This window comes from Rhodobacteraceae bacterium Araon29, from assembly GCA_039640505.1.
Lineage (GTDB): Bacteria > Pseudomonadota > Alphaproteobacteria > Rhodobacterales > Rhodobacteraceae > CABZJG01.
On the sequence record CP046865.1, the window covers coordinates 2,088,794 to 2,112,512 of the forward strand.

The 23,719-nt window shown below is 48.0% G+C and carries 26 protein-coding genes and 1 tRNA gene; 15 read left to right on the forward strand and 12 right to left on the reverse strand.

The window, feature by feature from the left end:
- The first annotated feature begins 1 nt into the window (after window position 1).
- From GN278_10050 to GN278_10070, 5 genes are read left to right on the forward strand one after another with little or no spacing between them, the layout of a single operon-like run.
- The gene (locus tag GN278_10050) at window positions 2-1,087 is read left to right on the forward strand and encodes a branched-chain amino acid ABC transporter permease (protein XAT61051.1); all 1,086 of its coding nucleotides are present in this window, start codon (window positions 2-4) and stop codon (window positions 1,085-1,087) included.
- On the forward strand, window positions 1,084-1,863 hold the full coding sequence (locus tag GN278_10055; GenBank protein XAT61052.1) for an ATP-binding cassette domain-containing protein: 780 nt from the start codon (window positions 1,084-1,086) through the stop codon (window positions 1,861-1,863). Before GN278_10050 ends, GN278_10055 begins: the two co-directional genes overlap by 4 nt.
- Complete coding sequence (locus GN278_10060; protein XAT61053.1) at window positions 1,860-2,636, forward strand: ATP-binding cassette domain-containing protein; 777 nt, start codon at window positions 1,860-1,862, stop codon at window positions 2,634-2,636. Before GN278_10055 ends, GN278_10060 begins: the two co-directional genes overlap by 4 nt.
- Window positions 2,637-2,653: 17 nt before the next feature.
- Window positions 2,654-4,522, forward strand: coding sequence for an AMP-binding protein (locus tag GN278_10065; protein ID XAT62625.1), 1,869 nt, complete (start codon window positions 2,654-2,656; stop codon window positions 4,520-4,522).
- A 54-nt stretch (window positions 4,523-4,576) separates the two neighbouring features.
- Window positions 4,577-5,728: an ABC transporter substrate-binding protein gene (locus GN278_10070; protein XAT61054.1), complete on the forward strand. Its 1,152-nt coding sequence runs from the start codon at window positions 4,577-4,579 to the stop codon at window positions 5,726-5,728.
- A gap of 97 nt (window positions 5,729-5,825) precedes the next feature.
- On the opposite strand, the gene GN278_10075 is transcribed toward GN278_10070, so the two are convergent.
- The gene (locus GN278_10075) at window positions 5,826-6,014 is read right to left on the reverse strand and encodes a hypothetical protein (protein XAT61055.1); all 189 of its coding nucleotides are present in this window, start codon (window positions 6,012-6,014) and stop codon (window positions 5,826-5,828) included.
- Window positions 6,015-6,354: 340 nt separating this feature from the next.
- Between GN278_10075 and GN278_10080 the strand changes: the two genes are divergently transcribed.
- Window positions 6,355-6,801, forward strand: a complete 447-nt coding sequence (locus GN278_10080) for a hypothetical protein (protein ID XAT61056.1) — start codon at window positions 6,355-6,357, stop codon at window positions 6,799-6,801.
- Here GN278_10080 and GN278_10085 read toward each other — a convergent pair.
- Window positions 6,796-7,461, reverse strand: a complete 666-nt coding sequence (locus tag GN278_10085; protein ID XAT61057.1) for a hypothetical protein — start codon at window positions 7,459-7,461, stop codon at window positions 6,796-6,798. The two genes, GN278_10080 and GN278_10085, sit on opposite strands and share 6 nt — an antisense overlap.
- 605 nt (window positions 7,462-8,066) lie before the next feature.
- Here GN278_10085 and GN278_10090 point away from each other — a divergent pair.
- The gene (locus GN278_10090) at window positions 8,067-9,731 is read left to right on the forward strand and encodes a 2Fe-2S iron-sulfur cluster binding domain-containing protein (protein XAT61058.1); all 1,665 of its coding nucleotides are present in this window, start codon (window positions 8,067-8,069) and stop codon (window positions 9,729-9,731) included.
- 82 nt (window positions 9,732-9,813) lie between these two features.
- Here the strand turns inward: GN278_10090 and GN278_10095 are convergent, their stop codons facing one another.
- The 3 genes from GN278_10095 to GN278_10105 form a co-directional block, all read right to left on the reverse strand.
- Window positions 9,814-10,179: a hypothetical protein gene (locus tag GN278_10095; protein ID XAT61059.1), complete on the reverse strand. Its 366-nt coding sequence runs from the start codon at window positions 10,177-10,179 to the stop codon at window positions 9,814-9,816.
- Between the two features lie 155 nt (window positions 10,180-10,334).
- Window positions 10,335-10,532, reverse strand: coding sequence for a hypothetical protein (locus GN278_10100; protein ID XAT61060.1), 198 nt, complete (start codon window positions 10,530-10,532; stop codon window positions 10,335-10,337).
- 204 nt (window positions 10,533-10,736) lie between these two features.
- Window positions 10,737-10,822 (reverse strand) — tRNA-Leu (locus tag GN278_10105).
- Between the two features lie 112 nt (window positions 10,823-10,934).
- On the opposite strand from GN278_10105, the gene GN278_10110 reads away from it, so the two are divergent.
- Window positions 10,935-11,513 carry a DedA family protein gene (locus GN278_10110; protein XAT61061.1) on the forward strand — a complete coding sequence of 193 codons (579 nt, stop codon included), beginning with the start codon at window positions 10,935-10,937 and terminating at the stop codon, window positions 11,511-11,513.
- Window positions 11,510-11,968: a disulfide bond formation protein B gene (locus GN278_10115; protein XAT61062.1), complete on the forward strand. Its 459-nt coding sequence runs from the start codon at window positions 11,510-11,512 to the stop codon at window positions 11,966-11,968. Before GN278_10110 ends, GN278_10115 begins: the two co-directional genes overlap by 4 nt.
- Here the strand turns inward: GN278_10115 and GN278_10120 are convergent.
- Entirely contained in the window at window positions 11,965-12,393 is a 429-nt protein-coding gene (locus GN278_10120; protein ID XAT61063.1) for an AsnC family transcriptional regulator, read from the reverse strand. The genes GN278_10115 and GN278_10120 overlap by 4 nt on opposite strands.
- A gap of 116 nt (window positions 12,394-12,509) precedes the next feature.
- Between GN278_10120 and rocF the strand changes: the two genes are divergently transcribed.
- Together rocF and GN278_10130 are read left to right on the forward strand one after the other, a co-directional pair.
- Entirely contained in the window at window positions 12,510-13,436 is a 927-nt protein-coding gene (gene rocF, locus GN278_10125) for an arginase (protein ID XAT61064.1), read from the forward strand.
- 10 nt (window positions 13,437-13,446) lie between these two features.
- Window positions 13,447-14,493 (forward strand): ornithine cyclodeaminase, encoded by a 1,047-nt coding sequence (locus GN278_10130; protein ID XAT61065.1) that lies wholly within the window; start codon window positions 13,447-13,449, stop codon window positions 14,491-14,493.
- A gap of 52 nt (window positions 14,494-14,545) precedes the next feature.
- Here the strand turns inward: GN278_10130 and GN278_10135 are convergent, their stop codons facing one another.
- Genes GN278_10135 through GN278_10155 form a run of 5 tightly spaced genes read right to left on the reverse strand, consistent with a single transcriptional unit; the run spans window position 14,546 to window position 19,414 of the window.
- The gene (locus GN278_10135; GenBank protein ID XAT61066.1) at window positions 14,546-15,880 is read right to left on the reverse strand and encodes a response regulator; all 1,335 of its coding nucleotides are present in this window, start codon (window positions 15,878-15,880) and stop codon (window positions 14,546-14,548) included.
- A gap of 3 nt (window positions 15,881-15,883) precedes the next feature.
- Window positions 15,884-17,671: a sensor histidine kinase gene (locus GN278_10140; protein ID XAT61067.1), complete on the reverse strand. Its 1,788-nt coding sequence runs from the start codon at window positions 17,669-17,671 to the stop codon at window positions 15,884-15,886.
- A gap of 35 nt (window positions 17,672-17,706) precedes the next feature.
- On the reverse strand, window positions 17,707-18,375 hold the full coding sequence (purQ, locus tag GN278_10145; protein ID XAT61068.1) for a phosphoribosylformylglycinamidine synthase subunit PurQ: 669 nt from the start codon (window positions 18,373-18,375) through the stop codon (window positions 17,707-17,709).
- Window positions 18,375-18,614 (reverse strand): phosphoribosylformylglycinamidine synthase subunit PurS, encoded by a 240-nt coding sequence (purS, locus tag GN278_10150; protein XAT61069.1) that lies wholly within the window; start codon window positions 18,612-18,614, stop codon window positions 18,375-18,377. The genes purQ and purS overlap by 1 nt, the downstream gene beginning before the upstream one ends.
- 38 nt (window positions 18,615-18,652) lie before the next feature.
- Complete coding sequence (locus tag GN278_10155) at window positions 18,653-19,414, reverse strand: phosphoribosylaminoimidazolesuccinocarboxamide synthase (protein XAT61070.1); 762 nt, start codon at window positions 19,412-19,414, stop codon at window positions 18,653-18,655.
- A gap of 147 nt (window positions 19,415-19,561) precedes the next feature.
- Here GN278_10155 and GN278_10160 point away from each other — a divergent pair, with 147 nt between their 5' ends.
- Together GN278_10160 and bmt are read left to right on the forward strand one after the other, a co-directional pair.
- Window positions 19,562-19,876: a DUF1476 family protein gene (locus tag GN278_10160; GenBank protein ID XAT61071.1), complete on the forward strand. Its 315-nt coding sequence runs from the start codon at window positions 19,562-19,564 to the stop codon at window positions 19,874-19,876.
- A gap of 90 nt (window positions 19,877-19,966) precedes the next feature.
- Window positions 19,967-20,983, forward strand: coding sequence for a betaine--homocysteine S-methyltransferase (bmt, locus tag GN278_10165; protein XAT61072.1), 1,017 nt, complete (start codon window positions 19,967-19,969; stop codon window positions 20,981-20,983).
- 40 nt (window positions 20,984-21,023) lie between these two features.
- Here the strand turns inward: bmt and GN278_10170 are convergent, their stop codons facing one another.
- A complete protein-coding gene (locus tag GN278_10170; protein ID XAT61073.1) occupies window positions 21,024-22,109 on the reverse strand; it encodes a PA0069 family radical SAM protein in 1,086 nt (361 codons plus the stop codon).
- Between the two features lie 200 nt (window positions 22,110-22,309).
- On the opposite strand from GN278_10170, the gene GN278_10175 reads away from it, so the two are divergent.
- Window positions 22,310-23,011 (forward strand): cobalamin-binding protein, encoded by a 702-nt coding sequence (locus tag GN278_10175; GenBank protein ID XAT61074.1) that lies wholly within the window; start codon window positions 22,310-22,312, stop codon window positions 23,009-23,011.
- 70 nt (window positions 23,012-23,081) lie between these two features.
- Window positions 23,082-23,714: a DUF1638 domain-containing protein gene (locus GN278_10180; GenBank protein XAT61075.1), complete on the forward strand. Its 633-nt coding sequence runs from the start codon at window positions 23,082-23,084 to the stop codon at window positions 23,712-23,714.
- The last annotated feature ends 5 nt before the right edge of the window (window positions 23,715-23,719 follow it).

Sequence of the window (23,719 nt, forward strand, 5' to 3'; positions counted from 1 at the left end):
CATGCGCATTATTTTCAAAACATCTTATGATGCTGATATCCGCTATTTTAGTAATCGCGTCCCTGCGCTTTGGTACGTAGCGCTTTTACTGCTGGCGATCACGCTACCATTTATCATCAATGAATTCTGGCTGGGCGAATTTACTTTGATGCTTATCTGGGCCATCGCCGGCATGGGGTTGATGCTCTTGGTTGGCCATTCAGGACAGGCCAGCTTGGGCCATGCTGCCTTTATGGCTGTTGGCGCCTATTCAAATGTAATTTTGCAGGAATACGGGGTGCCTTTCATTCTTTCACTGCCTCTTGCAGGTTTTTTTGCGGGGCTGGCGGGTGTTTTGGTTGCAATACCAACAACAAAACTTCATGGTATTTATATGGCCATTGCCACGATTGCGATTGGTGTTTTGGCTGAGGATTTGATTGTTATCCTTGAGCCATGGACTGGCGGCGTGAGCGGTAAATTCGCACCCTCAATAGAAATATTTGGGATCAATTTTGACCGGTACGGCAATGTATCTGGGTTATATTGGCTGATCCTTGGGGTCACGTGTCTCATTGTTTTAGGGTACAAAAATATCTTACGAGCGCCTCTGGGGCGGAGCTTTGTCGCCATCCGAGATAGTGAAATCTCAGCCCAAGCTATGGGGGTCAATATTGCCCGGACACGCACAATTTCATTTGCGCTGTCTTGTGCTATCACCGGGATATCCGGCGCGTTCATGGGCCACTTTAGTTTGGTGTTTACCAATGAAACCTTTAATATCGTGATTTCAATCTATCTCTTATTGATGATTGTCATCGGCGGGCTTGGCTTTATCCAAGGCGCCTTTATCGGCGCCGCTATTGTCACCTTTTTGCCCAGTGTCATAAGCTTTTCTCGCGATGCGTTCTTTTCAAACAGCACTACAATTCCCGGTATTGAAAGCGGTGTCTTTGGGGCGATCCTGATCTTTGTAATTCTTTTTGAACCCATGGGGCTTTATGGTCGATGGTTGAAAATTCGCGCCTATTTTGAGCTTTTTCCATTCTATCGCCGCGACATGTTCCGCCGCCAGAAATCCTACTTAAAAACGGAGCGTATGCGATGAATTTGCTAGACTTGCAAAACGTCACTCTACGTTTTGGTGGCTTGGTTGCGGTAGATAACGTGAGCTTTAGTGTCAAGGAAGGCGAGGTATTTTCACTTGTCGGACCTAACGGTGCGGGTAAATCGACGATCTTCAACATGATCAGCCGGTTTTATGATCCGGCGGAAGGCGATATTTTTTTTCAGGGCCAAAGTATTTTGAAAAAATCCAGCCATGAAATTCCACATTTGGGTATTGCTCGAACATTTCAGAACATCGAACTTTTTGAGCAAGCCAGCGTTCTGCAAAACCTATTGGTCGGCCGCCAACGGCATAGAAAAACAAACACTCTCGAAGAGATTTTATTCCTGCCCAAAGTGCGCAAGGAAGAGCATCGCCACCGTCTTGCCGTAGAGCATGTTATCGACTTTTTAGACCTTCAGCCCTATCGAGATAAATTTATCTCAGGACTTCCGTACGGCATCCGAAAGGTGGTCGAAATGGGCCGTGCATTGGCCATCGGACCCAAGCTTTTATTGCTCGATGAACCGGCATCAGGCCTGTCAACAGAAGAAACACAAGACGTGGCTTTCTGGATTGAAGACATTAAAAAAGTGATGGGAATAACGGTGCTCATGGTCGAACATGACATGCATTTGGTCAACTCTGTATCAGATCGCGTTCTGGCGCTTGCAGATGGAAAAATCCTAGCAATTGGCACACCGAGCGAAGTGCAAAATCATCCGGATGTCATCAAGGCCTATCTCGGAAGTGAAGAAGAGGACGCTCTGACATGAGCTCTGCCATTTTAAAAATCGACAACCTCGAAAGCTATTATGGTCCGATTATGGCTATCAGAGGTGTGAGCCTAGAGGTACACAAAGGCCAAATCGTAACTGTATTAGGCGCAAATGGTGCTGGCAAAACAACACTGTTGAAAACCATTTCTGGGATTATGGATCCGGAAAAAGGCTCAATTGCTTTAGAGGGCGAGTTCATTCAGGGATTAGAGCCGGATAAAGTGGTTCGTAAAGGTGTCACCCATGTGCCGGAAGGTCGGGAACTCTTTCCTCTGCTGAGTGTCGAGGACAACTTGATGATGGGGGCCTATAGCCGCAACGACACCGCAGGCATCGCGCAGGATCTGGAAATTGTTTATGATTACTTTCCCATATTGCGCGATCGGCGCGGGCAAGAGGCCGGAACACTTTCGGGGGGTCAGCAACAGATGGTCGCGATTGGGCGCGGGCTTATGGCGCGACCAAAAATAATGCTTCTGGATGAGCCAAGCTTGGGTCTTTCCCCTCTGCTGGTCAAAGAAATTTTCGTCATCGTAAAACGCCTGAACATAGAACAGGGCGTGACGATGATTTTGGTAGAGCAAAATGCGAAAGTGGCGCTTGATCTGGCACATTATGGCTATGTGATGGAGCTTGGGCGCATTGTGATGGATGGAGAGGCGGAAAAATTGGCCGCATCCAAAGACATACAAGAATTCTATTTGGGACAATCGTCTGAAACATCACAACGTGGACAACGACGCTGGAAACAAAGTAAGACATGGCGGTGATGAAGGAGTTGGCGCAAATGGCGGATGCAATGCCCGAACAACATCAAATTGACGGCTTTTGGGTTAACAAAGACTTAAGCCAAACGCCGCATTTTGTTGATGGGGCAGACACCTTATGCAAGCTGTGGACTAAACGCTGTCATAAATTGGGCCAACGGACGGCGCATCGCGAAAAAGAATACGGCATTTGGAAATCCCATAGTTGGCAAGAGTTTTATGAACGCGCGCAGCAAATTGGCCTTGGTTTGCGCAGACTGGGGCTTAAACGCGGAGAAGTGGTTTCGATCCTCGCCGAAGACAGCAAAGAATGGATATATGCCGATATTGGCATCCAATCCGTTGGCGGCATTGCCAGCGGCGTTTATACCACAGACAGCGCACGCCAACTGGCTTATTTGGTGAATGACAGCGACAGTCGCTTTTTGTTTGTGGAAAATGACGAGCAGTTGGACAAGTATCTGTCAATTGCAGATCAAATGCCGGGACTTTCCAAAGTGATCGTTTTTGATCTCGATGGGCTATATGATTTTGAAGACGATAATGTGATCTCATTAGAGAACCTTTATCAAATGGGCGCAGAAGCAGCAGAGGAAAACCCAGCTGAATTCGAAGATGAAATTGCCAAAGGCTCACCCGAGGATACAGGTCTTTTAATTTACACCTCAGGCACCACAGGTGATCCAAAGGGGGTTGAGATAAGCAATGCGAACATCATGTTTGCGATGTCAATTGGCCCGCATACCTTGCCGGTTTTCGATACTGATGAACAGCTTTGCTTCTTACCATTATGCCATATCCTAGAGCGCCTTTTATCTGTGTTTCTGCCTGTTTTTGCAGGATCAATAGTGAATTTTGCCGAGAGCACAGAAACAGTTTTCGAAAATATTCAAGAAGTAAGCCCAACTGTTTTCACGGCAGTTCCGCGGGTGTGGGAAAAAATGTATTCTCGCATCTCAATTATGACCGAAGATGCGACGCCTTTTGGACGATGGGCATTTAAACAAGCGGTTAAAGCCGGTCGCAAACGATTAAAAGCTGTGGAAAACAATAAACCTGTGCCCTTCGCCTATCAGTTTTGGGATTTTGTGTTACTTCGAAATTTGCGCCGCCTTTTAGGCATGGATAAATTGCGTCGAGGCGGCACCGGCGCTGCGCCTATCTCGCCAGACCTCTTGCAGTGGTTTCGTGCCATTGGTGTGCCCATTTATGAAGGCTACGGGATGAGCGAAACTGCTGGCGTGATGACGATCAATTTGGCTGAAGCGGAAAGTTTAGGCAGCGTGGGACGCGCAGTCCCCGGAGCTGAGGTCCGTATAGGTGACGGGGGTGAAATCCAATATAAGGGTGCAAATTGTTTTAAGGGATATTGGAAAAGTCCAGAAAAAACCAAAGAAACCTTTACCAGTGATGGCTGGCTGCGCTCGGGCGATATTGGACGGTTGGACAACCAAGGATATTTAACAATCACCGGCCGTATGAAAGACATTATTATTACGCAGGGCGGTAAAAATATCACTCCGGCCGAGATCGAAAATCGACTTAAGTTTTCACCCTATATCAGTGATAGTGTGGTGATCGGCGACAAGCGTAAGTACCTGTCTTGTTTGATTATGATTGATCAAGAAAACGTTGAAAAATTTGCCCAAGATCACCGCGTTCCTTTTTCTGATTTTGCCTCGCTTTGCCGCACAGAACCGGTAATAGAATTGATCAAAGGTATCATCGACGAGGTGAACAAAAATTTTGCACGGGTTGAGCAAATCAAAAACTTTCGACTAATTGATACACTTTTAACGGCAGAGGATGATGAGTTAACAGCAACAATGAAGTTAAAAAGAAGCTTCGTAGAGCAAAAATACCAGTCCTTGATTGACGAGATGTATTAATGAGTGCTCCAATAAGACCAAAGAAAGTCCATAATAACCAACTGAGGAGAAAATATGAAAACTCTATTTAAATCAATGGCAATCGTGGCACTTACAGCCACAACTGCCATTTCAGAAACCCAAGGTGTCACAGATACCGAGGTTTTAATCGGCTCGAACCAAGATATGTCAGGGCCTTTTGCAGCCTTTGGCGCACCGGCTGTTCAAGCGGCAAAATTATACTTTGAGGAAGTGAACGCTGCCGGCGGCGTGCACGGCCGTCAAATCCGTTTGGTGGTCGAAGATCACGCCTATCAAATGCCTAAGGCAATGTCTGCGCTGAACAAACTGGTGAATTCAGACAAAGTGTTTGCAATGCTCCTGAGCCTTGGAACCCCGATGAACATTGCGTCGTTCCCACTCTTAGAGGCCAAAAAAATCGCAAATGTGTCACCTTTGACCGCTGCGCGTCAAATGATTGAGCCAGCATCAAACATCAAATACGCTGGGACATCATCGTATCACGCCCAAATGCTCGCTGCGGTGCCTTATCTGGCGGAACAGACTGGCGCTAAAACAATCTGTTCGATGTATATTCCATCCGACTTCGGTCTGGAAATTGCCGAAGGAACACATGATGCGGTAAAAGCCAGCGGCCTTACCTTTGGTGGTGAAACCAAGCACAAGCCGGATGAGTTGGATTTCGTTGGCTCAATATCAAAACTCGCCAGCCAGGGATGTGAAGTGATCACCGTGGCTCTAGGAGTGCGCCAGGCTATCACAGCCGTGGCAACAGCTAAAAAGATGGGGCTAACTGATCTAAAATTCGTGGGATCTTCTGCCTCTTTCCACACAGCTATTGCAAAAGTTCCTGGCGGCGTGACCGAAGGCTTCTATGCAGCTGCTGGTTGGTCTGACATCGTGGCCAGAATGAGCCATCCAGATGTGGCCAAATGGGTGGCTTCCTATCAGGGCGCAACCGGTGAGTTCCCCGGCTCTGGCGCGCTTTTAGGACGCTCTGCAGCGGAGACGCTTGTTCGTGGACTTGAAGCAGCAGGGCATGATCTCACCCCAGAAAGCTTTCAAGCGGGCATGGAGTCTTTGAGCTTTGAAGATACAATTTCAGACGTTCAGGTGGACTATTCAGCCGACGATCATCAGGGCGCTGATCCAGTTGTGATCAGCCAAATCCAAGATGGCAACTGGAAAGAACTGGTTCGTAAATAAGGCATAGCCTGTTTGAGAATAATAAACCGCGCCGGAAGTGAAATTCCGGCGCGGTTTTTCGTGGCAAAACGTCAAACTGGACAAAAAGCAGATGGTCCTACAGGACCAAAAACACCACGGAAAATAGAAACTGCAATAGCTGATCCAACCCTGTTGCTGCCTCGGGCGTTGCCTCTACTATGGTTTTGGGCATTGTGGTGGCTTGGGATGTTACCTCTGGCATCACGCCTGCATGAGTTGTGCCAGCTAGAAAGGTGGCAAAAACCGCTATCTTTAGTTTGTTCATAATCTACTCCTTTATTTTTTGAAAAAGGCCTGACGGCTTTTTTTGAGTTATCAGCCGCCAGGCCAGTTGAATGCGGAACAGTAGAGGCAACAGGGTGGGTTCAAACCGTCCACATCAACGCTTCGAGGGCGTTCTTTCGTTTTCCCAGACCGGCGTGCAGAAAATATGCAGAACCTTTGAGATTATATGAACCTACCAAGGAAATTTTTCGCAATTTATATTCTCAGACCTTCGCCATCTCAAAAATACAAAAATTCAAAACTAGAGGTGGATCAAAACAATGCGTTAGAATATCCTATACCCATATCTTGGCCGGCCTATAAATCGTATCGAGTAAACAATGTTGGTTCCATTGACCCTGCTTGACCTTCCCGAAGGTCTTTCCGATCTGCAAATTGCAAGTTTTGCTTTGGGCCATATTACGGGTGCAAAGCCAGTATTTTTTGAACAGTCAGAACACGATAATGTAGTCTCGTTTTTCGCGCCGGATCGTTTCTACCTGATGCACCAAGTGCAGAACTTGACTGATCGTGATAAATTTCTGCCCCTTTTAAGCTTGAACCCTATAGACCAAGAATTCTATACGATCGACCCCACCTATTGCCACGTCTGCTTTAACGTCTACAAAGAGCATAACGCAGCAGAATTCTATGGCTGGTATCGCCCCAATGAAAAGCAACGCGAAGCCACTGCCGTTGAAAGCGCCTTAAGACCTCATCTTGCAAGCTCCGAGCTTAATTCGATGGCTGTACTAGTGGCCGTTATGAAAAAGCTGGCCACATCATAACCGCCGACACTGCTTTTGTTCTTGGATTAAGTCGCCACCTTTCCAAAAACCCGACACGGTTTCACCATCAGAAAACACATAGATGCCGCAGCCCTCAGATTTATTATTCACAAAATCGCCAATATACTGATCACCATTTTTTTTAATAACCTGTCCAAAACCATTAATTTTATCACTATTCCACGTGCCTTTATATCTATCCCCCCAGGGAAACTCATAAACCCCGAAACACTCGGTCCAAGCACTTAATTTAGATTCAGGACAAATTTGAGACTTGGCAGCAAGTTGGTCTAGTTTTTCGGCAAACATCACAGGATCAAACGGGTAGCCGCCCAAGATCACTTGAAGCGTTTGGGTCAGATCCAAAGGTTTATTGGCGATTTCAGGGTATGTCTCTGTCCAAACACGACGGTAAACCTTTGGCGATGTCAAAACTGGCGCCGGGTTTGAAAATTCTGAGCGGTTGCTGATCTTGACAGCAATTTCGTTTTTTTGCTGTATTTTTTGCTGTATTGGCATCTTTTCACGATCAATGAGCGCAAACTCAGGTTGCCACTTTTGAATAAACAAACCCATTTGGTCAGCAGTCACAAGACAGAGCAATCCAAAAATTGCGCCTAAGAAAATAAAGCTTAGAATTTGTACTAGCTTATTTATCATCTTTTACACTAGATATCCGGTAGAGACATTGCGTTAACGGGTGACTGCGGTTTTATCTTTGTTATTCTAGGCTGTAGCCCTTTAAGACTTCAAGCGTGTTTAATTATTGATGCTCTAGAAATTAACTAATGTACCAAGCCACTTGTACTTTAGTCATGCTAGCGTATGATCATATTGGTGCGATTAACCAAATTGATGATTGTGATTTTAGGCCATTTTTAGAGGCCTTTCACTACCCTAAGAAAGGATGCCAAAATGCGCAATTTTATTTTTCTAATGTCCTTTACGGCTTTGTCTGCTTGCGACATACCCTTTGTTCCTTTCTTCTAAATTGAAGTGCGCTCATGAAACTGCGATCGCGTTTTGTTTTAGAACAGTTTCCAATGAGCATTAAAAATAGATCATTTAAAAGTTAACTTACACCGCATAAAAATTTAAAAACTTTTTATTTTATAAAAATAATTTTTTTATTAAATTTGTAGTTTTAAAAAGATAACACAAACTTTTACTATACTAAGTGAATTGATTTTAATTTCTTGTATTCACTGAATTTCATGCCCTAAACTGTAATTAATTGACATGAAATATAGTTCAAAGGACTTGTGTTGAATACTGTAGATAACCTCATACGCCGTGCGCGGATGTATAGCGGGCTTGTCATATTTTTGTATGTGACCGTGCACCTTGTAAACCACTCGACAGGCTTGATTAGTCTTGAGGCTATGGAAGGTCTTCGGCAACGCATCAGCGCGTTTAATAGACACATTATAGTGACTGGTATTTTGTACGCTGCATTACTTGTGCACGCGCTGTTAGGCTTTCAACATTTACTGACCCGGCGGTCTTTTAAAATGTCTGCAAAAGACTGGATACAATTGGTCACAAGCTTTATTTTGCCGCTTGCGTTGTTGCCGCATATGCTCGCCAGCAGCTACGCGCCAAGATTTAAAGATGCACAGGCGAACTATAAACTTGTTTTAGAAGGCACGCTTGAAGATGGCGGCATATATTTCATGGGTTTATTTGTGATTTTTGTCTGGGTGCATGGCATTATTGGCATTACATCAATGGTAAAATTTCATCCCGTTTACCAAAAATACAAAAACACATTTTTAGTGGGATCTTGGCTTTTACCAATTTTAGCCGTTCTGGGGGCATTTACTGCCAGTAAGGAATTGGCAACCGATATTGAGAACAACAAGATCATCATGGAACAAGTTTATGCCGACTCTAATATTGGAAAAGAACTAGAAGCCGAATTAATGCAAACGAGCGATATGCTCATGCTGAATTATCTTTATGTCTTGCTTGGAGTAATTCTCTTTGTTTTTGTGGTTCATCAGGTCAGAAAAGCGTTTCGCAAAATAAAAATCACCTATCCCAACGGCAAAGAAGTAAGGGTGACCAAAGGCACCTCCATTCTAGAGGCTAGCCGCGAGCATCGCATCGGGCATGTTTCCATGTGTGGCGGTCGGGGGCGATGCTCGACCTGCCGTGTGCGCGTGATGTCGGATGTAGAATCACTGCCACCTCGCAACGGGATTGAGACCACCGTGGCCGAGAGGCTTTCGTTGCAAGATAATGTAAGATTGGCCTGTCAGTTACGCCCTACAACTTCGTTAGAAGTGCGCCCATTGGTCAATGCACCGGTTGAAAGCCTTACCACCGAAGACCGAGAGTCGCTCTGCGGACGAGAAGAAGAGATCGTAGTCATGTTTGTCGACCTACGTGGCTTCACAGCGATTTCAGAAAAGCTTTTGCCCTATGATACTGTTTATCTGCTCAATCAGTATTTCAAGATTGCAGGCGAAGCGATCGTGCGATCGGGTGGGAGAATTGATAAGTTCATTGGTGACGGTATCATGGCTTTGTTCACCGATGGCAGTGGGGTTGAAGAAAATTCCAAAAATGCACTTCTTGCAGCTGGGAAGCTTGCGGAGGGTTTGAAAGAGCTGAGCAACGAAACCACAAGCGATTTTGGTTCAGATTTAAATTTTGGTATCGGCATCCACGCAGGCACATCTGTTGTTGGCGCTATGGGATATGGTGAAAATATCACCGATACAGCCATTGGCGACTGCGTTAATGTTGCCAGCCGGTTGGAACAGCTGACCAAAGAAGAAGAGTGTCAGTTGATCGTCACTTCCGATTTATATCAAAGATCAGGGCTTGCTGTAAAAGCATCTTACGAGAAAAATGTAACTGTAAAGGGCAAAACAAAAGCATTTAAAATATCGGCATTTAAAGACGCGTCAGCTATTCAAATCTAACTCTGGTGCTAAAAAATGAAACTGGCGTAGGCAGCAGGCCGGCGCAAAATACCGGCCTGAAGCAGTTATACTTTAAGCCATACTAGACCCACAAATCATAAAGCTGGCTGAGCGCAACAACGATAAAGCATATTGAATAGACCGCCTTCCAAAGACCAAAAGGTGCCACTTTGGCAAATTGACCAGAATAGCTTGCAGCTTCTTGCTCATCCATATCTGCAATCCAGTTCTTGAATTGATCCATTTGATTGTTGCCCGCAAGAAACACAAAAATTGCAGTGGTGACAACCAGTGCTGAAGTGGCCAAAACGGCCTCGGTTCCTTGGGATATAATATAAAGCGTGACCAAGTTTGAAACCACCCCTGTAAAGGTTACCCACTGAAAATCGCGACCAATTGTACTTCCGGCTATAGCCCGAGTTTGTCTGTCCATTGCTGCAGTATCCATAAATTTTTCCTCACAAAAAAGTTAGCATCCAAGAGAAAGCTTACACTCCAATGGAAAATAATGGCAAGATTTTTAAGGTTAATATATGACTGTATCCATTTGAACTTAAACAGCTATATTTTTTTAGCCCAGTAAAACTAAAGTCTATACTCCACTTAAAGACGGGTGATGTATTCTGCAGCCACCACAAATAAAACCAGCCCAACAAACGTGCCTAAACCAGCGATCAGAAAGAACCTATTTTTAACTGGTTTTCCGTCAATAATTTCGCTTCGCGGCAGTGCTTTACGTGCTAAAACCACCAATAAAGCCACAAAAATTAGAAATAAGCTCAGTCTAATTATTAATATCATTTTTCTCTCACTTTGTTTGACCCGATTATATCACCCTCAAACACAAAAATCAGATAAATGTTGTCTTGCTTGGTGGTGTAGCGGAAGGTCTATAAAATAATCGGCAGATCCAGAATTAAGCAGGTGTTTAAATCTTAGATCTAGACCGACACTGCAGAGATATAAACCTGATAAAGCAGGTTTTATACATTTATGCGGATAACGTGGTACCCAAGGCCGGACTCGAACCGGCACGCCCGTTAAGGCGGGGGATTTTGAATCCCCTGCGTCTACCATTCCGCCACTTGGGCACTGTCGATGGTTTTAACGCGGCTTTTGCACGGCGTCCAGAGGCAAAGCACGCTTGACCACCAAACAATTGCATGCTCAATGCCAGTAACTTTAACCAACTGAATCGTTTAAATGATTAGATCGCTTTACAACTGGACAATGGCGCTTGCCGACCACCCACGTGCCCTTTGGGCGTTGGCACTGGTGGCCTTTGCAGAAAGCTCATTTTTTCCGATCCCACCTGATGTTCTGCTGATCCCGATGATCATTGCAGCACCTCACCGAGCGTGGCTTTATGCTGGTGTGGCGCTTATTGCCTCGGTTTTAGGGGGCCTTTTGGGCTATGCGCTTGGCGCGCTGGCTTTTGAGCAAATTGCTCATCCAATTTTGATATCCCTCGGCAAAGCCGATGCGGTTGCTGAATATGCGCAACGCTTTAACGATGTTGGGGTCTGGACGATCCTCACGGCCGGCGTAACTCCTTTACCGTTCAAAGTAATCACAATAATGTCAGGTGCAACGGCAATGCCGTTGGGTTTATTTATAGTAACAGCCTGTATTGCACGCGGGCTTAGGTTTTTTGCGGTTGCGCTTTTGCTTAAAATTTACGGGGCAGCAATTCGAACCTTTATAGAGCGTTATCTGGGATGGATGTTTTTGCTGTTTATCCTACTCTTTATAGGGGGGATTTATGGAACGAGGTTCTTATGACACCAAAGCAACTTGGGCTTACTGCTGGATTAGGGTCTGCCGCACTTTTAATAGGCGCGTTTGGCTTTGAATATTTGGGCGGGCTTGCCCCTTGCAAAATGTGCCTTTGGCAAAGATACCCCCACATAGCGGCGGTTGTGATCTGCTTGGTCTTTTATGCTTTTCAAAACCGGGCGGTGGCTGCATTTGGCGCTACAGCCTGTCTTACAACAGCAGGAATAGGTTTTTTCCATGCTGGAGTTGAGCAAGGGTGGTGGGAAGGACCAAAAAGTTGCACCAGTGGCGCCATAGAAGGGCTGAGTACAGATGATCTAATCAATCAAATCATGGCCGCCCCAATGGTGCGCTGTGATGATATACCTTGGGCGCTTTGGGGCGTATCAATGGCGGGTTGGAATACTATTTTATCATTTGCTCTTATGAGCCTGTGGCTGATGGCTCTGCGGCGCCTCTAGCCTGCCTTTTTTGTGCTTAGCAAAAGATTTGTTTCACTTTTGGCCACCCCTTCAAAACGCCGAATCTGGGTTAGAATTTCATCCAACTCATCAAGAGAATCGGTACCAATTTCAGCAATTAAATCCCATTGCCCGTTTGTGGCATGCACTGCGCGCACTTGAGGCAGACCATGTAGCAAACGGATGACCCGTTCTGTACCGCGCCCTTCGACATTAATCATCATATATCCGCGAACAGGATCGACTTTGGTGTCATCCTTCAAAACCACCGAGAAGCCTAAAATTTCACCTGACTTCTGCAATCGATCAATACGCGCCCGAACGGTCGTGCGCGACACTCCAAGCAAAATTGCTAAATTCGATAAAGAGGCCCGCGCATCATGCCGTAATGCTGAAATGAGCTTTTGATCTAATTGACTTGGCATATTTCGTTTTGCATCCTTTATATTCCAATTCGGTAATTTAAATACATATTGTACAAATTGATAACTGTTTAATAGCACATTTTGATCAGATATTGATGTATAGATAGGAAATATCCATGCAACATGTCAATTGTATTTTAATCGGCGCTCCTGTGGACAGCGGCAAGCATCGCAAAGGGTGCGTCATGGGCCCAGACGCCTATCGCACTGCAAACTTGCCACAAGTATTGAGCGATTTGGGGTACGATGTCACCGATCTGGGAAATCTCACAGCGGTGGCTGCCACCACTGAAAACGTACCCGACAATCCCACCGAGCTGTCGCAAACCATCGGATGGACCAACCAGCTTGCCGAGGCTGGCGTTGCCGCCTTTAAAGATGGGATACCGATTTTTCTTGGTGGAGATCACGCTTTAAGTCTTGGCTCTGGCCTGGCTGCAGCGCGCCATGCCCAGCACTGCGGCCGGCCGCTGTATATCTTGTGGCTGGATGCCCACAGCGACTTTCACACCCCTGAAACCACGATGTCTGGCAATTTGCATGGGACACCTTTGGCCTATCTGACCGGAAGAAATGGGTTTTTAGGCTTTCCACAAAATGACGCCCCTGTCCCAGATCACCAAGTATGCATTCTAGGGCTAAGGTCGGTTGACCAAGCCGAAAAGAACGCTCTGCAACAGAGCGAAATTCAGTTTTATGATATGCGGGCTATCGACGAACAAGGCATCAAGCGCCCACTTCAATCTTTTTTGGATCAGGTTAAGGCCAACAATGGCTTGCTACATGTTTCATTAGATGTGGATTTCCTAGATCCCTCAGTTGCGCCAGCGGTTGGCACATCGGTGCCTGGCGGCGCAACTGTCCGAGAAGCCCACCTGGTGATGGAAATTCTCTACGATAGCGGCTTGATGACTTCGCTTGATCTGGTTGAATTGAACCCGTTTTTGGATGAACGCGGACGCACGGCACAAGTGATGGTGGACCTTGCAGCATCGGCACTTGGCCGGCGGGTATTTGACCGCCCTACCCATGGTTATTTCTGAGGATAGGAATATGACACCTTGCCCATCTCAAAAAGCGCTTGTTCCATTTGTATCAGTTGATCAAATGATGCAATTGATCAATCATACTGGTTTGACACAAATGATGATTGGCCTCAGCGAATACATTGAAACCGATTTTAAAAGATGGGAGCTTTTTGACAAAACCCCGCGCGTTGCCAGTCATTCTATGGAGGGCGTGATCGAGCTTATGCCAACGTCAGACGGCGAGATGTATGGGTTCAAATACGTCAATGGTCACCCCAAAAACACCAAAGATGGTTTGCAAACCGTCACCGCCTTTGGCCTACTTGCCGATGTCACCACGGGCTATCCCGTGTTGCTGTCAGAAATGACACTTCTAACAGCGCTGCGCACAGCGGCCACATCGGCCATGGCAGCCAAATTCCTTGCGCCCAAAGGCGCAAAAACCATGGCGATGATTGGCAATGGGGCGCAAAGCGAATTTCAAAGCCTCGCAATGCAAGCACTCTGCGGCATCACTCATGTCCGGCTTTATGACATTGATCCCTTGGCGACCCAAAAAGCGGCGGTGCATCTGGCCGCAGCCGGTTTAAAAGTCACCGCATGTAAAACCGCGCAAGAGGCTATTGAGGGCGCTCAAATAATCACCACTTGCACCGCTGACAAACAATACGCCACTATTTTAACCGACAACATGGTCGGCTCAGGAGTGCATATAAATGCCATCGGCGGGGATTGCCCGGGTAAAACCGAACTGCACCGCGATATTCTTTTGCGCTCAGATATTTTTGTCGAGTTCCCACCACAAACCCGGATTGAAGGCGAACTTCAACAATTACCCGATGATTATCCTGTTGAGCAGCTTTGGAAAGTTATTACGGGCCAAACAATCGGGCGGCGCTCAGACAACCAAATCACCCTTTTTGACAGTGTTGGATTTGCCATCGAAGATTTCTCATCACTGCGCTATATTCGCGATCTGATCAAAGGCACAGACTTTTTTAGCCCGCTTGACATGCTGGCTGATCCGGATGATCCGAGGGATTTATATGGCATGCTGCAAAGAGCGCAATAGTGAATTTCAAATACGTAAATAAGTAATTATTTCAGATCACTAACGAAATAACTTAAACATAATCTGCCCGCTGAAGCGAGTATTTTGCCATTTTCTCATTCAATGTCCGGCGGGGTAAACAGAGCTCTTCCATCACTTTGCCAATAGACCCCTTGTGACGGCGCATTGTGTTTTCAATAAGCATCTTTTCAAAAGCTTCAACATATTCTTTCAGCGGTTTACCTTCGGTGGTGACCACGCTTGTGGCCTCTTCTGCGTCGCTCATTAGCAAAGAGGCAATCGTACCTTCGCCGCGGCGCGACTGCAAAACAGCCCGCTCTGCAAGATTGGTCAACTGGCGAACATTTCCATGCCAGGGCGCCTGAAGCAGCTGCGCGGCCTCCTGAGCCCCTATACCAGGGGTTTGACAGCCATATTCATCCGAAAATGCCTCGCTTAATTGATTAAATATTTCCAAAACATCATTGCCACGCTGTCGCAGGGGTGGCACGGTGATATGCAAAGCTCCAAGCCGATAAAAAACATCTTTTCGCAGCCTATTTTGCAATGTTTGCCCTTGTTCCTGTAGATTGCTGATCGCCAGAACCCGTGTCTCAGGCGGTGTGCCTTGGGCATTAAGAGTGCTTAATAGCTTGGCTTGGACCTGTTCACTAAGTGTTTCGATATCTTCAAGAACCAATGTGCCTCCGCGGGCTTCCTCAAAAGCGGGAAAAAATGGATCTTCTGGTAAAACCGGACCAAAAAGACGGCGCATCAAAGCCGCCTCATCAAAGGCTGAACAAGACACCAGCGCAAACTTTTTGCCGGCGCGCGCACCCACAGCATGCAGGGCATGGGCGACCAAAGTTTTTCCGGTTCCAGTTTCACCTTCGATCAGGATATGCCCATCGGCTTGGCCTAGATCTAAAATCTCTTCACGCAACCGTTCCATCGCGGGTGACTTACCGATCAGCTTTTTCATCAACTGTGGTCCATCGCCCAAGTCGCGCCGCAAGGCCCGATTGTCCAAAGTCAACCGCCGGGCTTTTGAGGCCCGCTGCGCCAACTCGCTCATCCGGTCAGGGTTAAACGGCTTTTCAAGAAAATCGAAAGCCCCCATGCGCATGGCTTCGACGGCCATGGGCACATCGCCGTGACCCGTAATCATAATCACTGGAAGCGCGCTGTCCTGCGCCATTAATTTGCGCAAAAATTGCATGCCATCCATATCAGGCATCTTGATGTCCGAAATCACTATTCCGGCGTATTCGCTGTCAATGGTACACAACGCTTCCTTGGCGCTGGCAAAGCTTTCGGTATCGTAGCCCGACAGCGCGAGCCATTGGCTGATAGACAGCCGCATATCTTTTTCATCATCAACAATTGCAATTTTTAAGGCTTTGGTCATGGTCTACTCAGCTGCTTCAACGGGGGGAGAGTTTACTTTATTTTCATCAAATATAGGGAGTTTAACTTCAAATACAGCCCCCCCATCACTGGCGTTTCTGGCGGTCAGCCTTCCGCCGAGATCGGTAACAATCCCGGATGAGATTGCCAAGCCGAGACCCACGCCATCCCCCGGCTCTTTGGTGGTATGAAAAGGTTCAAACAAAAGCTCTAAATCTTTGATCCCAGGACCATTGTCGCGTACGCTGAGCGTAACGGTTTCGCCTTTGCTTAATATGACCTCGATCTCGGGATCGCTTACTGTTTTCAACGCGTCCAGCGCATTGCGTAAAAGGTTGATAAGCACCTGCTCTATGCGCATTCTATCGCCCATCACCAGCACACTTTGATCCGGTGCAATCTGGCGAATCCGTACATTCGAATGTTTTAGTTGCGGCTCCATCATTGATAAAGACGAGGCTAGCGCGTCAGCCATATCCAGAGGCTCAAAATTTTCCCCGCCCTTGCGCGCATAGGATTTTAATTGCCGAGTAATTGCCCCCATCCGCTCGATCAAACCGTCAATGCGGTGAAAGGCCGACAGCGCCTCCTCCGGCCGGTTTCGTTTGAGCAAAAGCGCCGCGCCTGCAAGATAGGTTTTCATCGCTGCAAGCGGTTGGTTTAATTCATGACTTACGGCTGCCGACATTTCCCCCAAGGCAGCCAGCTTTGAGCTTTGCGCCAAAGACTGCTCAGCAACGGCAAGAGTTTTTTGCACTTTTTCCCGCTCTGAAATTTCCCGTTGTAACCTTGCATTCAAATCCCGCAAGTCTTCAGATTCACGTTGAAAAAACATTAATCGCAGCACAGTACGGCGGTTTGATAGATAAAACACACCCACAAACAAAATGGCAAAGCCCATGATTTCCAGCGCCAAGATACCATTCACCCGTTCGCGCACGCTGGCATAGGTGGTAAAAGAAATGATCTGCCATCCGCGAAACGGAATTTGCCCTTCTATGCGCATCACTGCTTCGCCCTGGACATAGGCATCTGCCGGCAATGACGCCCAATCACTTGTCACACGCATGGCCCGCTCAATGGCATTTTGCGGCGGCTGGCGGCGCAGCGCTATGGTTTCCGTCAGACCGCGCCATTTCGGTTCGGTGGCCAGAACAATCTTTCCCTCGCTGCCGATAACAAGCACAGCATCGGAAATACCCGCCCAAGCCCTTTGAAATTTTTGCAAATCAACCTCGACCAAAATCACACCAATGATCTGGCTTTGAAATTCCACCTGACGGGAATAGAAAAAACCTGCCTCACCATTGTCTTTTTCAGCCACAGAAAAAACTGTAATGTTTGACTGTAGCGCATCTAGAAAATAAATTTGGTCACTGTGCAACTTGCCCAGATTATTGCGGTCGGTTGAGGCCACAGTGCGGCCTTCACCGTCCAAAAGCATCAAAGACGCCGCACCGATTTCTTCGACAAAACTCATCAAGCGCTGGGTTGATCGGGAAAAATCCGCCGAGTTCAACGCTCCTATAAGCTCAGGGTCACGCGACAGCAGCTGCGGGACTATAGAATTGCGCTGCAATTCGCTTAGAATATTGCCGCCATAAAGCGCCAGACGCAGTTCTGCCTTGTTTTGTGTCGATTGGGTGAACCTGTCGGTTAAAATAGTATTGGTCAACCATAGTGTCGCCCCGGCCAAGACGAATAGCACGCCCAAAATCACGCGAATCTGCCAAGGAAACGAGCGGAGAGGTTGCGGCGGTACCTCAATGGATTCGGTATGATCACTGGTCATCTTAAGCCAGTTTATACCTTAGTTTTCCAAAGCTGTCAGGTGGTCGCCATCTGCTCAATCAAACCGGCAAAAAACGGCTGACCATCGGCACGCGAGTATGTTGCATCTAACGCGCGCTCGGGATGCGGCATCATGCCAAGAACACGGCGGTTTTCTGATAGCACACCGGCAATATCATCCACAGAGCCGTTGGGATTTTCGACATATCGGAAGGCAATTCTCTGTTGATCCTGCAACGCTGCTAAATCACCTGGGCTCAGATTGTAATTGCCTTCGTGATGAGCGATTGGGATGCTGATCAACTGGTCTTTGGCATAGCCACTGGTAAAGGCGCTCTCGGTTGTCTCAACGCGAAGCTCGACTGATTTGCAAATAAATTTCAGCCCGGCGTTGCGCATCAATGCTCCGGGCAGCAAACCGGTTTCAGTGAGTATTTGAAACCCGTTACACACCCCAAGAACAAAGCCGCCACGCTTGGCAAAGTCAATCACCGAGCGGCAAATCGGCGAGCGGCCTGCGATGGCCCCGCAACGTAGATAATCACCAAAGGAAAACCCGCCGGGAATGGCCACCACGTCCAATCCATCGGGCAGATCTGTATCTTTGTGCCATACCATTGTGACATCGGCGCCGGCCTTGCGCAGCGCAACAGCCATGTCGCGATCACAGTTTGATCCGGGGAAAACAAGAACCGCAGCGCGCATCACAAAAACTCGACCGAATAGCTTTCGATCACCGTGTTGGCCAATAGCTTTTCGCACATCGCATCCACGTCGAATTTGGCTTTCTCAGGATCAGTTTCGTTCAGATCCAGTTCTATAACCTTGCCCTGCCGAACCCCTTCCACGCTATTATAGCCGAGCGCCCCAAGCGCATGGCGAACAGCTTCGCCCTGAGGGTCCAGAACACCGGGTTTTAACATCACGTGTACACGGGCTTTCATCGGCTACCTTTCTTTTCTTTCTTGTTGCGCAAATGCGCTTAGCTAATCAATGTAGGTTTGCTTGCTACCGGAGTGTTTTTTGCCAAAACCCCCAACCGCTGAGCAACTTCTGTGTAGGCGTCTGTCAAACTGCCCAAATCCCGTCTAAAGACATCTTTATCCAGCTTTTGGCCAGTTTCGATATCCCATAAACGGCAACTGTCCGGGCTAATTTCATCGGCCACCAAAAGACGCTGAAAATCACCATCATAAACCCGCCCGATTTCAATTTTGAAATCAACAAGCCGAATACCGACACCCAGCATAAGGCCCGATAGAAAATCATTTACCCGCAGCGCAAGGCTAAGAATGTCATCCATGTCCTGCTGCGTTGCCCAGCCAAAAGCAGCAATATGCTCTTCGGTGACCAAAGGGTCCCCCAAGGCATCGTCTTTGTAGCAATATTCAACAATGGGCCGCGGCAGCCGCATGCCCTCTTCCAGCCCTAAGCGTTTGCAAATTGTGCCTGCTGCAACATTGCGAACAATCACTTCAAGCGGAATAATTTCGCAATTGCGGATCAGTTGCTCGCGCATATTTATCCGCTTGAGGAAATGGGTCGGAACGCCGATTTCATTCAGTCCGTTCATAAAAAATTCGGACAGCCGATTATTAAGCACACCTTTGCCGTCGATAACGTCTTTTTTCTCTGCATTGAATGCAGTGGCATCATCTTTGAAATATTGAACCAGTGTGCCTGGCTCCGGTCCTTCATAAAGTATTTTTGCCTTGCCTTCGTAAATCTTTGTGCGACGGGCCATTGGGTCTCTTTCTGAGGGGGTAGTAGTATCGTCTTCGGATGACGCTGTCTTAAATCAAGCCATCGGCACCCGCAAGCGTTCTTGGTCCTTGTTTCTATAAATATACGGCCCCATATCTTTTAAATAGCAATGGGAGCGGACAGAACCATGACAACTTTTGACGAACGCGAAAACGCGTTTGAGGCCAAATTTGCCCTCGATAGTGAATTGCAGTTTAAAGCCGAAGCACGGCGAAATAAATTAATTGGGCTCTGGGCTGCTGATTTGCTCGGTATTGTGGGTGAAAAAGCAAAGGAATACGCGCTTGATGTCATCCGATCGGACTTTGAAGAACCTGGCGATGAAGATGTGCTTCGAAAATTGACCACGGATTTGCAGCACAAAGCCAGCGAAAGCGAAATTAGGTCTCAACTTGTGGCTTTCATGATCAAAGCCAAAGAGCAATTGCGCAATGAGCTATAGGCCATATTTTTCATAATAGTGATGAAAATTTGGAGTTTGAATTGTTCCACGGCCTATGTCACCGCATGGCCAAATCTATGAGGTGATACTATGGCCAATGCCCTTACGAAAATGCTTTCTGAACGCGAATGGATTTTAGCGGATGGGGCAACCGGAACCAACCTATTTAATATGGGCCTGTTATCTGGGGATGCCCCTGAGTTTTGGAACGACACAGCGCCGCAAAAGATTAAAGCTCTTTATCAAATCGCAGTTGATGCAGGCTCAGATCTTTTTTTAACCAATAGTTTTGGAGGCAACGCCGCACGCTTAAAGTTGCATGATGCGGCTCACCGGGCAGCGGAATTGTCGCGTATGGCAGCTGAGATAGGCCGCGAAGTGGCTGATCGCGCAAATCGCGATATCATTGTTGCCGGCTCGGTTGGACCTACGGGTGATATCATGCAACCCGTCGGAACCCTAAGCCACGCAGATGCTGTTGAAATTTTTCATACGCAGGCTGCCGGGCTGAAAGACGGGGGCGCGGATGTGCTTTGGCTGGAAACCATTTCCGCACCCGAAGAATACCGCGCGGCCGCCGAAGCCTTTGCCCTCGCGGATATGCCATGGTGCGGCACCATGAGTTTTGACACCGCCGGACGGACAATGATGGGTCTGACGGCACCGGCCATGGTAGAGATGGTGAAAAGCCTTGAAAATCCCCCCTTGGCCTTTGGGGCAAATTGCGGCACTGGCGCTTCGGATTTGCTGCGCACAGTCCAAGGGTTTTCTGCGGTCAAACCCCAGACCCCGATCATTGCAAAAGGCAATGCAGGCATTCCCAAATATGTTGATGGCCATATCCACTATGATGGCACCCCGGAACTGATGGCCGACTATGCAGTAATGGCGCGCGACAGCGGGGCACAGATTATCGGCGGGTGCTGCGGCACAATGGGGGTGCATCTATCCGCTATGCGAGAGGCTTTAGAAACCCGCCCCAGAAGCGAAAAGCCATCGCTTGATGCTATCCGCACCGCCTTGGGTGATTTTTCTTCAACCAGTGACGGGACCGGATCAGACAGCGCGCCAGCACGCCGACCACGCCGGCGGAGGGCGGCGTCCTGATCACCCGACCCTTAAACGTTAGGATCGCCCCACAAACACTTTAAAAAAGCTCCATCTGCGCACCGGCTGCGACAGGCACTTTAAAGAGATCGCAGGTCAGTTTCGGCACTTTTTCAAGCAGTCCCAAGCGTCGAATTGCAACTTGAAACCGTTGCTCAATCAGCGCTGCATAGGGTCCCTCACCGCGCATCCGGCGACCCCAGTCAGAGCGGTATAATGCGCCCCCATGCATGCTGCGCAGATGACCTAATACCCGTGCCGACTTATTTGGTTGATGGGTAGCCAGCCAGTCTTGAAATAAATTAGAGACCTCTCTTGGCAAGCGCAGCGCAATCCAGCTGGCACTGCACGCGCCTGCCTTTTTGCCAGCGGCTAAAATTGCCTCTAATTCGTGATCGGTCAGCCCCGGGATCAAAGGCGAGGCCATAACCCGCACCGGGATACCGGCATCAGCCAATTTCCTAATCATCTCCAAACGGCGGAACGGCGCTGGGGCTCGAGGCTCCATTTTGCGCGCCAGATCACGATCTAATGTGGTGATTGAAATTCCCACGCGGGTTAAACCGCTTGCCGCCATTGGCGCCAGTATATCAATGTCGCGTTCCACCAACGCACCGCGTGTGACAATCGCAACGGGGTGCTGGCACTCGGATAGAACCTGCAAACAAGACCGCGTAATCTCATACTTTTTCTCGATTGGCTGATACGGGTCAGTATTGGTGCCAATTGCAATCGGCTTCACCACATATTTCGAATTTGCGAGCTCTTGGCGCAACACCATCGCCGCTTTGGGGCGCGCAATCAGTCGGGTTTCAAAATCAATGCCCGCAGACAGCCCCAAAAATCCATGGCTGGGTCGGGCATAGCAATAGCTGCACCCATGCTCGCAGCCACGATAGGGATTTATCGACCTGTCAAAAGGCAAATCTGGAGAGCGATTATAACTAATCACCCGGCGCGGCAGTTCTTCTGCCACCAAGGTACGCAGCACCTTGGGGGCGATTTGCGTATCAGCCCAACCATCATCAAAGCCGACTGTTTCCAAACGGTCAAACCTATTTCTGGGGTTCTGACGACTGCCGCGAGCCTTAAGAATACTGCCGGAGACCGGGTGAATTGACTGCATACTGCCCAATATCGAACAAAGCATGAACATTTGCAATGAAATTCATATAGAACATGAAAATATTTTTGTGGTCTTTGTGAAATTCCACAGCTAAGTCGGCTTTAAAACGCCCCATGTCGTAAATTGCCAAGTTTGCTGGGAATAAACTAGCCAAAGGTGAATAAATATTAGGCGAAAGCACAGAATAAAAGGGAACATAAATGTCTGACCAAGAAGACGACATCATCCTGTCGGAACTGGACGACGAAGAACTCGTCCAGCAGATGTTCGACGACCTTTATGACGGGCTCAGAGAGGAAATCGAAGAAGGCGTCAATATCCTGCTTGAGCGTAAATGGCAGCCCTATGACGTTCTCACCAAGGCACTCGTGGGCGGCATGACCATTGTCGGTCAGGATTTCCGAGACGGCATCCTATTTGTACCCGAGGTTCTGCTGGCGGCAAATGCCATGAAAGGCGGGATGGCCATTCTAAAACCCCTCTTGGCCGAAACCGGTGCGCCCAGAGTTGGCAAGATGGTGATTGGGACTGTTAAAGGTGATATCCACGATATTGGAAAAAACCTCGTATCCATGATGATGGAAGGCGCCGGTTTTGAAGTGGTGGATTTGGGTATTAATAACCCGGTTGAAAACTATATTGAGGCGCTTCAAACGGAAGACGCCGACATTCTTGGAATGTCCGCCCTGCTCACTACCACAATGCCCTACATGAAAGTGGTCATCGATACGATGGTTGAAATGGGCATGCGTGATGATTACACTGTTCTTGTTGGCGGGGCGCCACTGAATGAAGAGTTCGGAAAAGCCATCGGCGCTGATGCCTACTGCCGCGATGCAGCAGTTGCCGTTGAAACCGCCAAGGAAATGATGGCGCGCAAACACAATCAGGTGACAGCTTAGTCCGTTTAAGCTGTCCGCTTCGCTTACTTTGTGCTGCGCCAAACCGGCCAAAACGGCCAAGAGGAAAGCTATGCAGCCAAGCGATGCTCTGCTGACCCGCCAAGGATTGTCCCCTGAAAGCAAAGGGGGAAGTATTCTTTTGGTCGCCTGCGGGGCGCTTGCACGCGAAATCCTTGAGCTAATCCGCCTTAATCATTGGCAGCATATGGATTTGCAATGTCTTCCAGCGATTTTGCACAATTCACCGGATAAAATCACCCCTGCAGTGCGCGATATCGTCATGGCCAAACGCTCTGACTACGACAGTATTTTCGTTGTCTACGCAGATTGTGGAACCGGGGGGCTGCTAAAAGCGGCCTGCGATGAACTTGGGGTTGAAATGATTGAAGGGCCGCATTGTTATTCCTTTTTTGAAGGCAATGACGTCTTTGACAAAAGAGATGAGGCAACAGCCTTTTACCTAACAGATTTTCTAGCACGGCAATTTGAAGCCTTTGTCTGGAAACCGCTTGGACTTGATCGCCATCCCGAGCTGCGCGATATGTATTTCGGCAATTACGAAAAGCTGGTGTATCAGGCCCAAACCGATGATCCAGAGCTCACCAAAACCGCCCGTGCCTGCGCCGACCGTTTGGGGCTTGCTTTCGAGCGGCGCCTAACGGGATATGGCGATCTGGAAACCAACCTAAAGGCTCAAGCCTAAGGCAG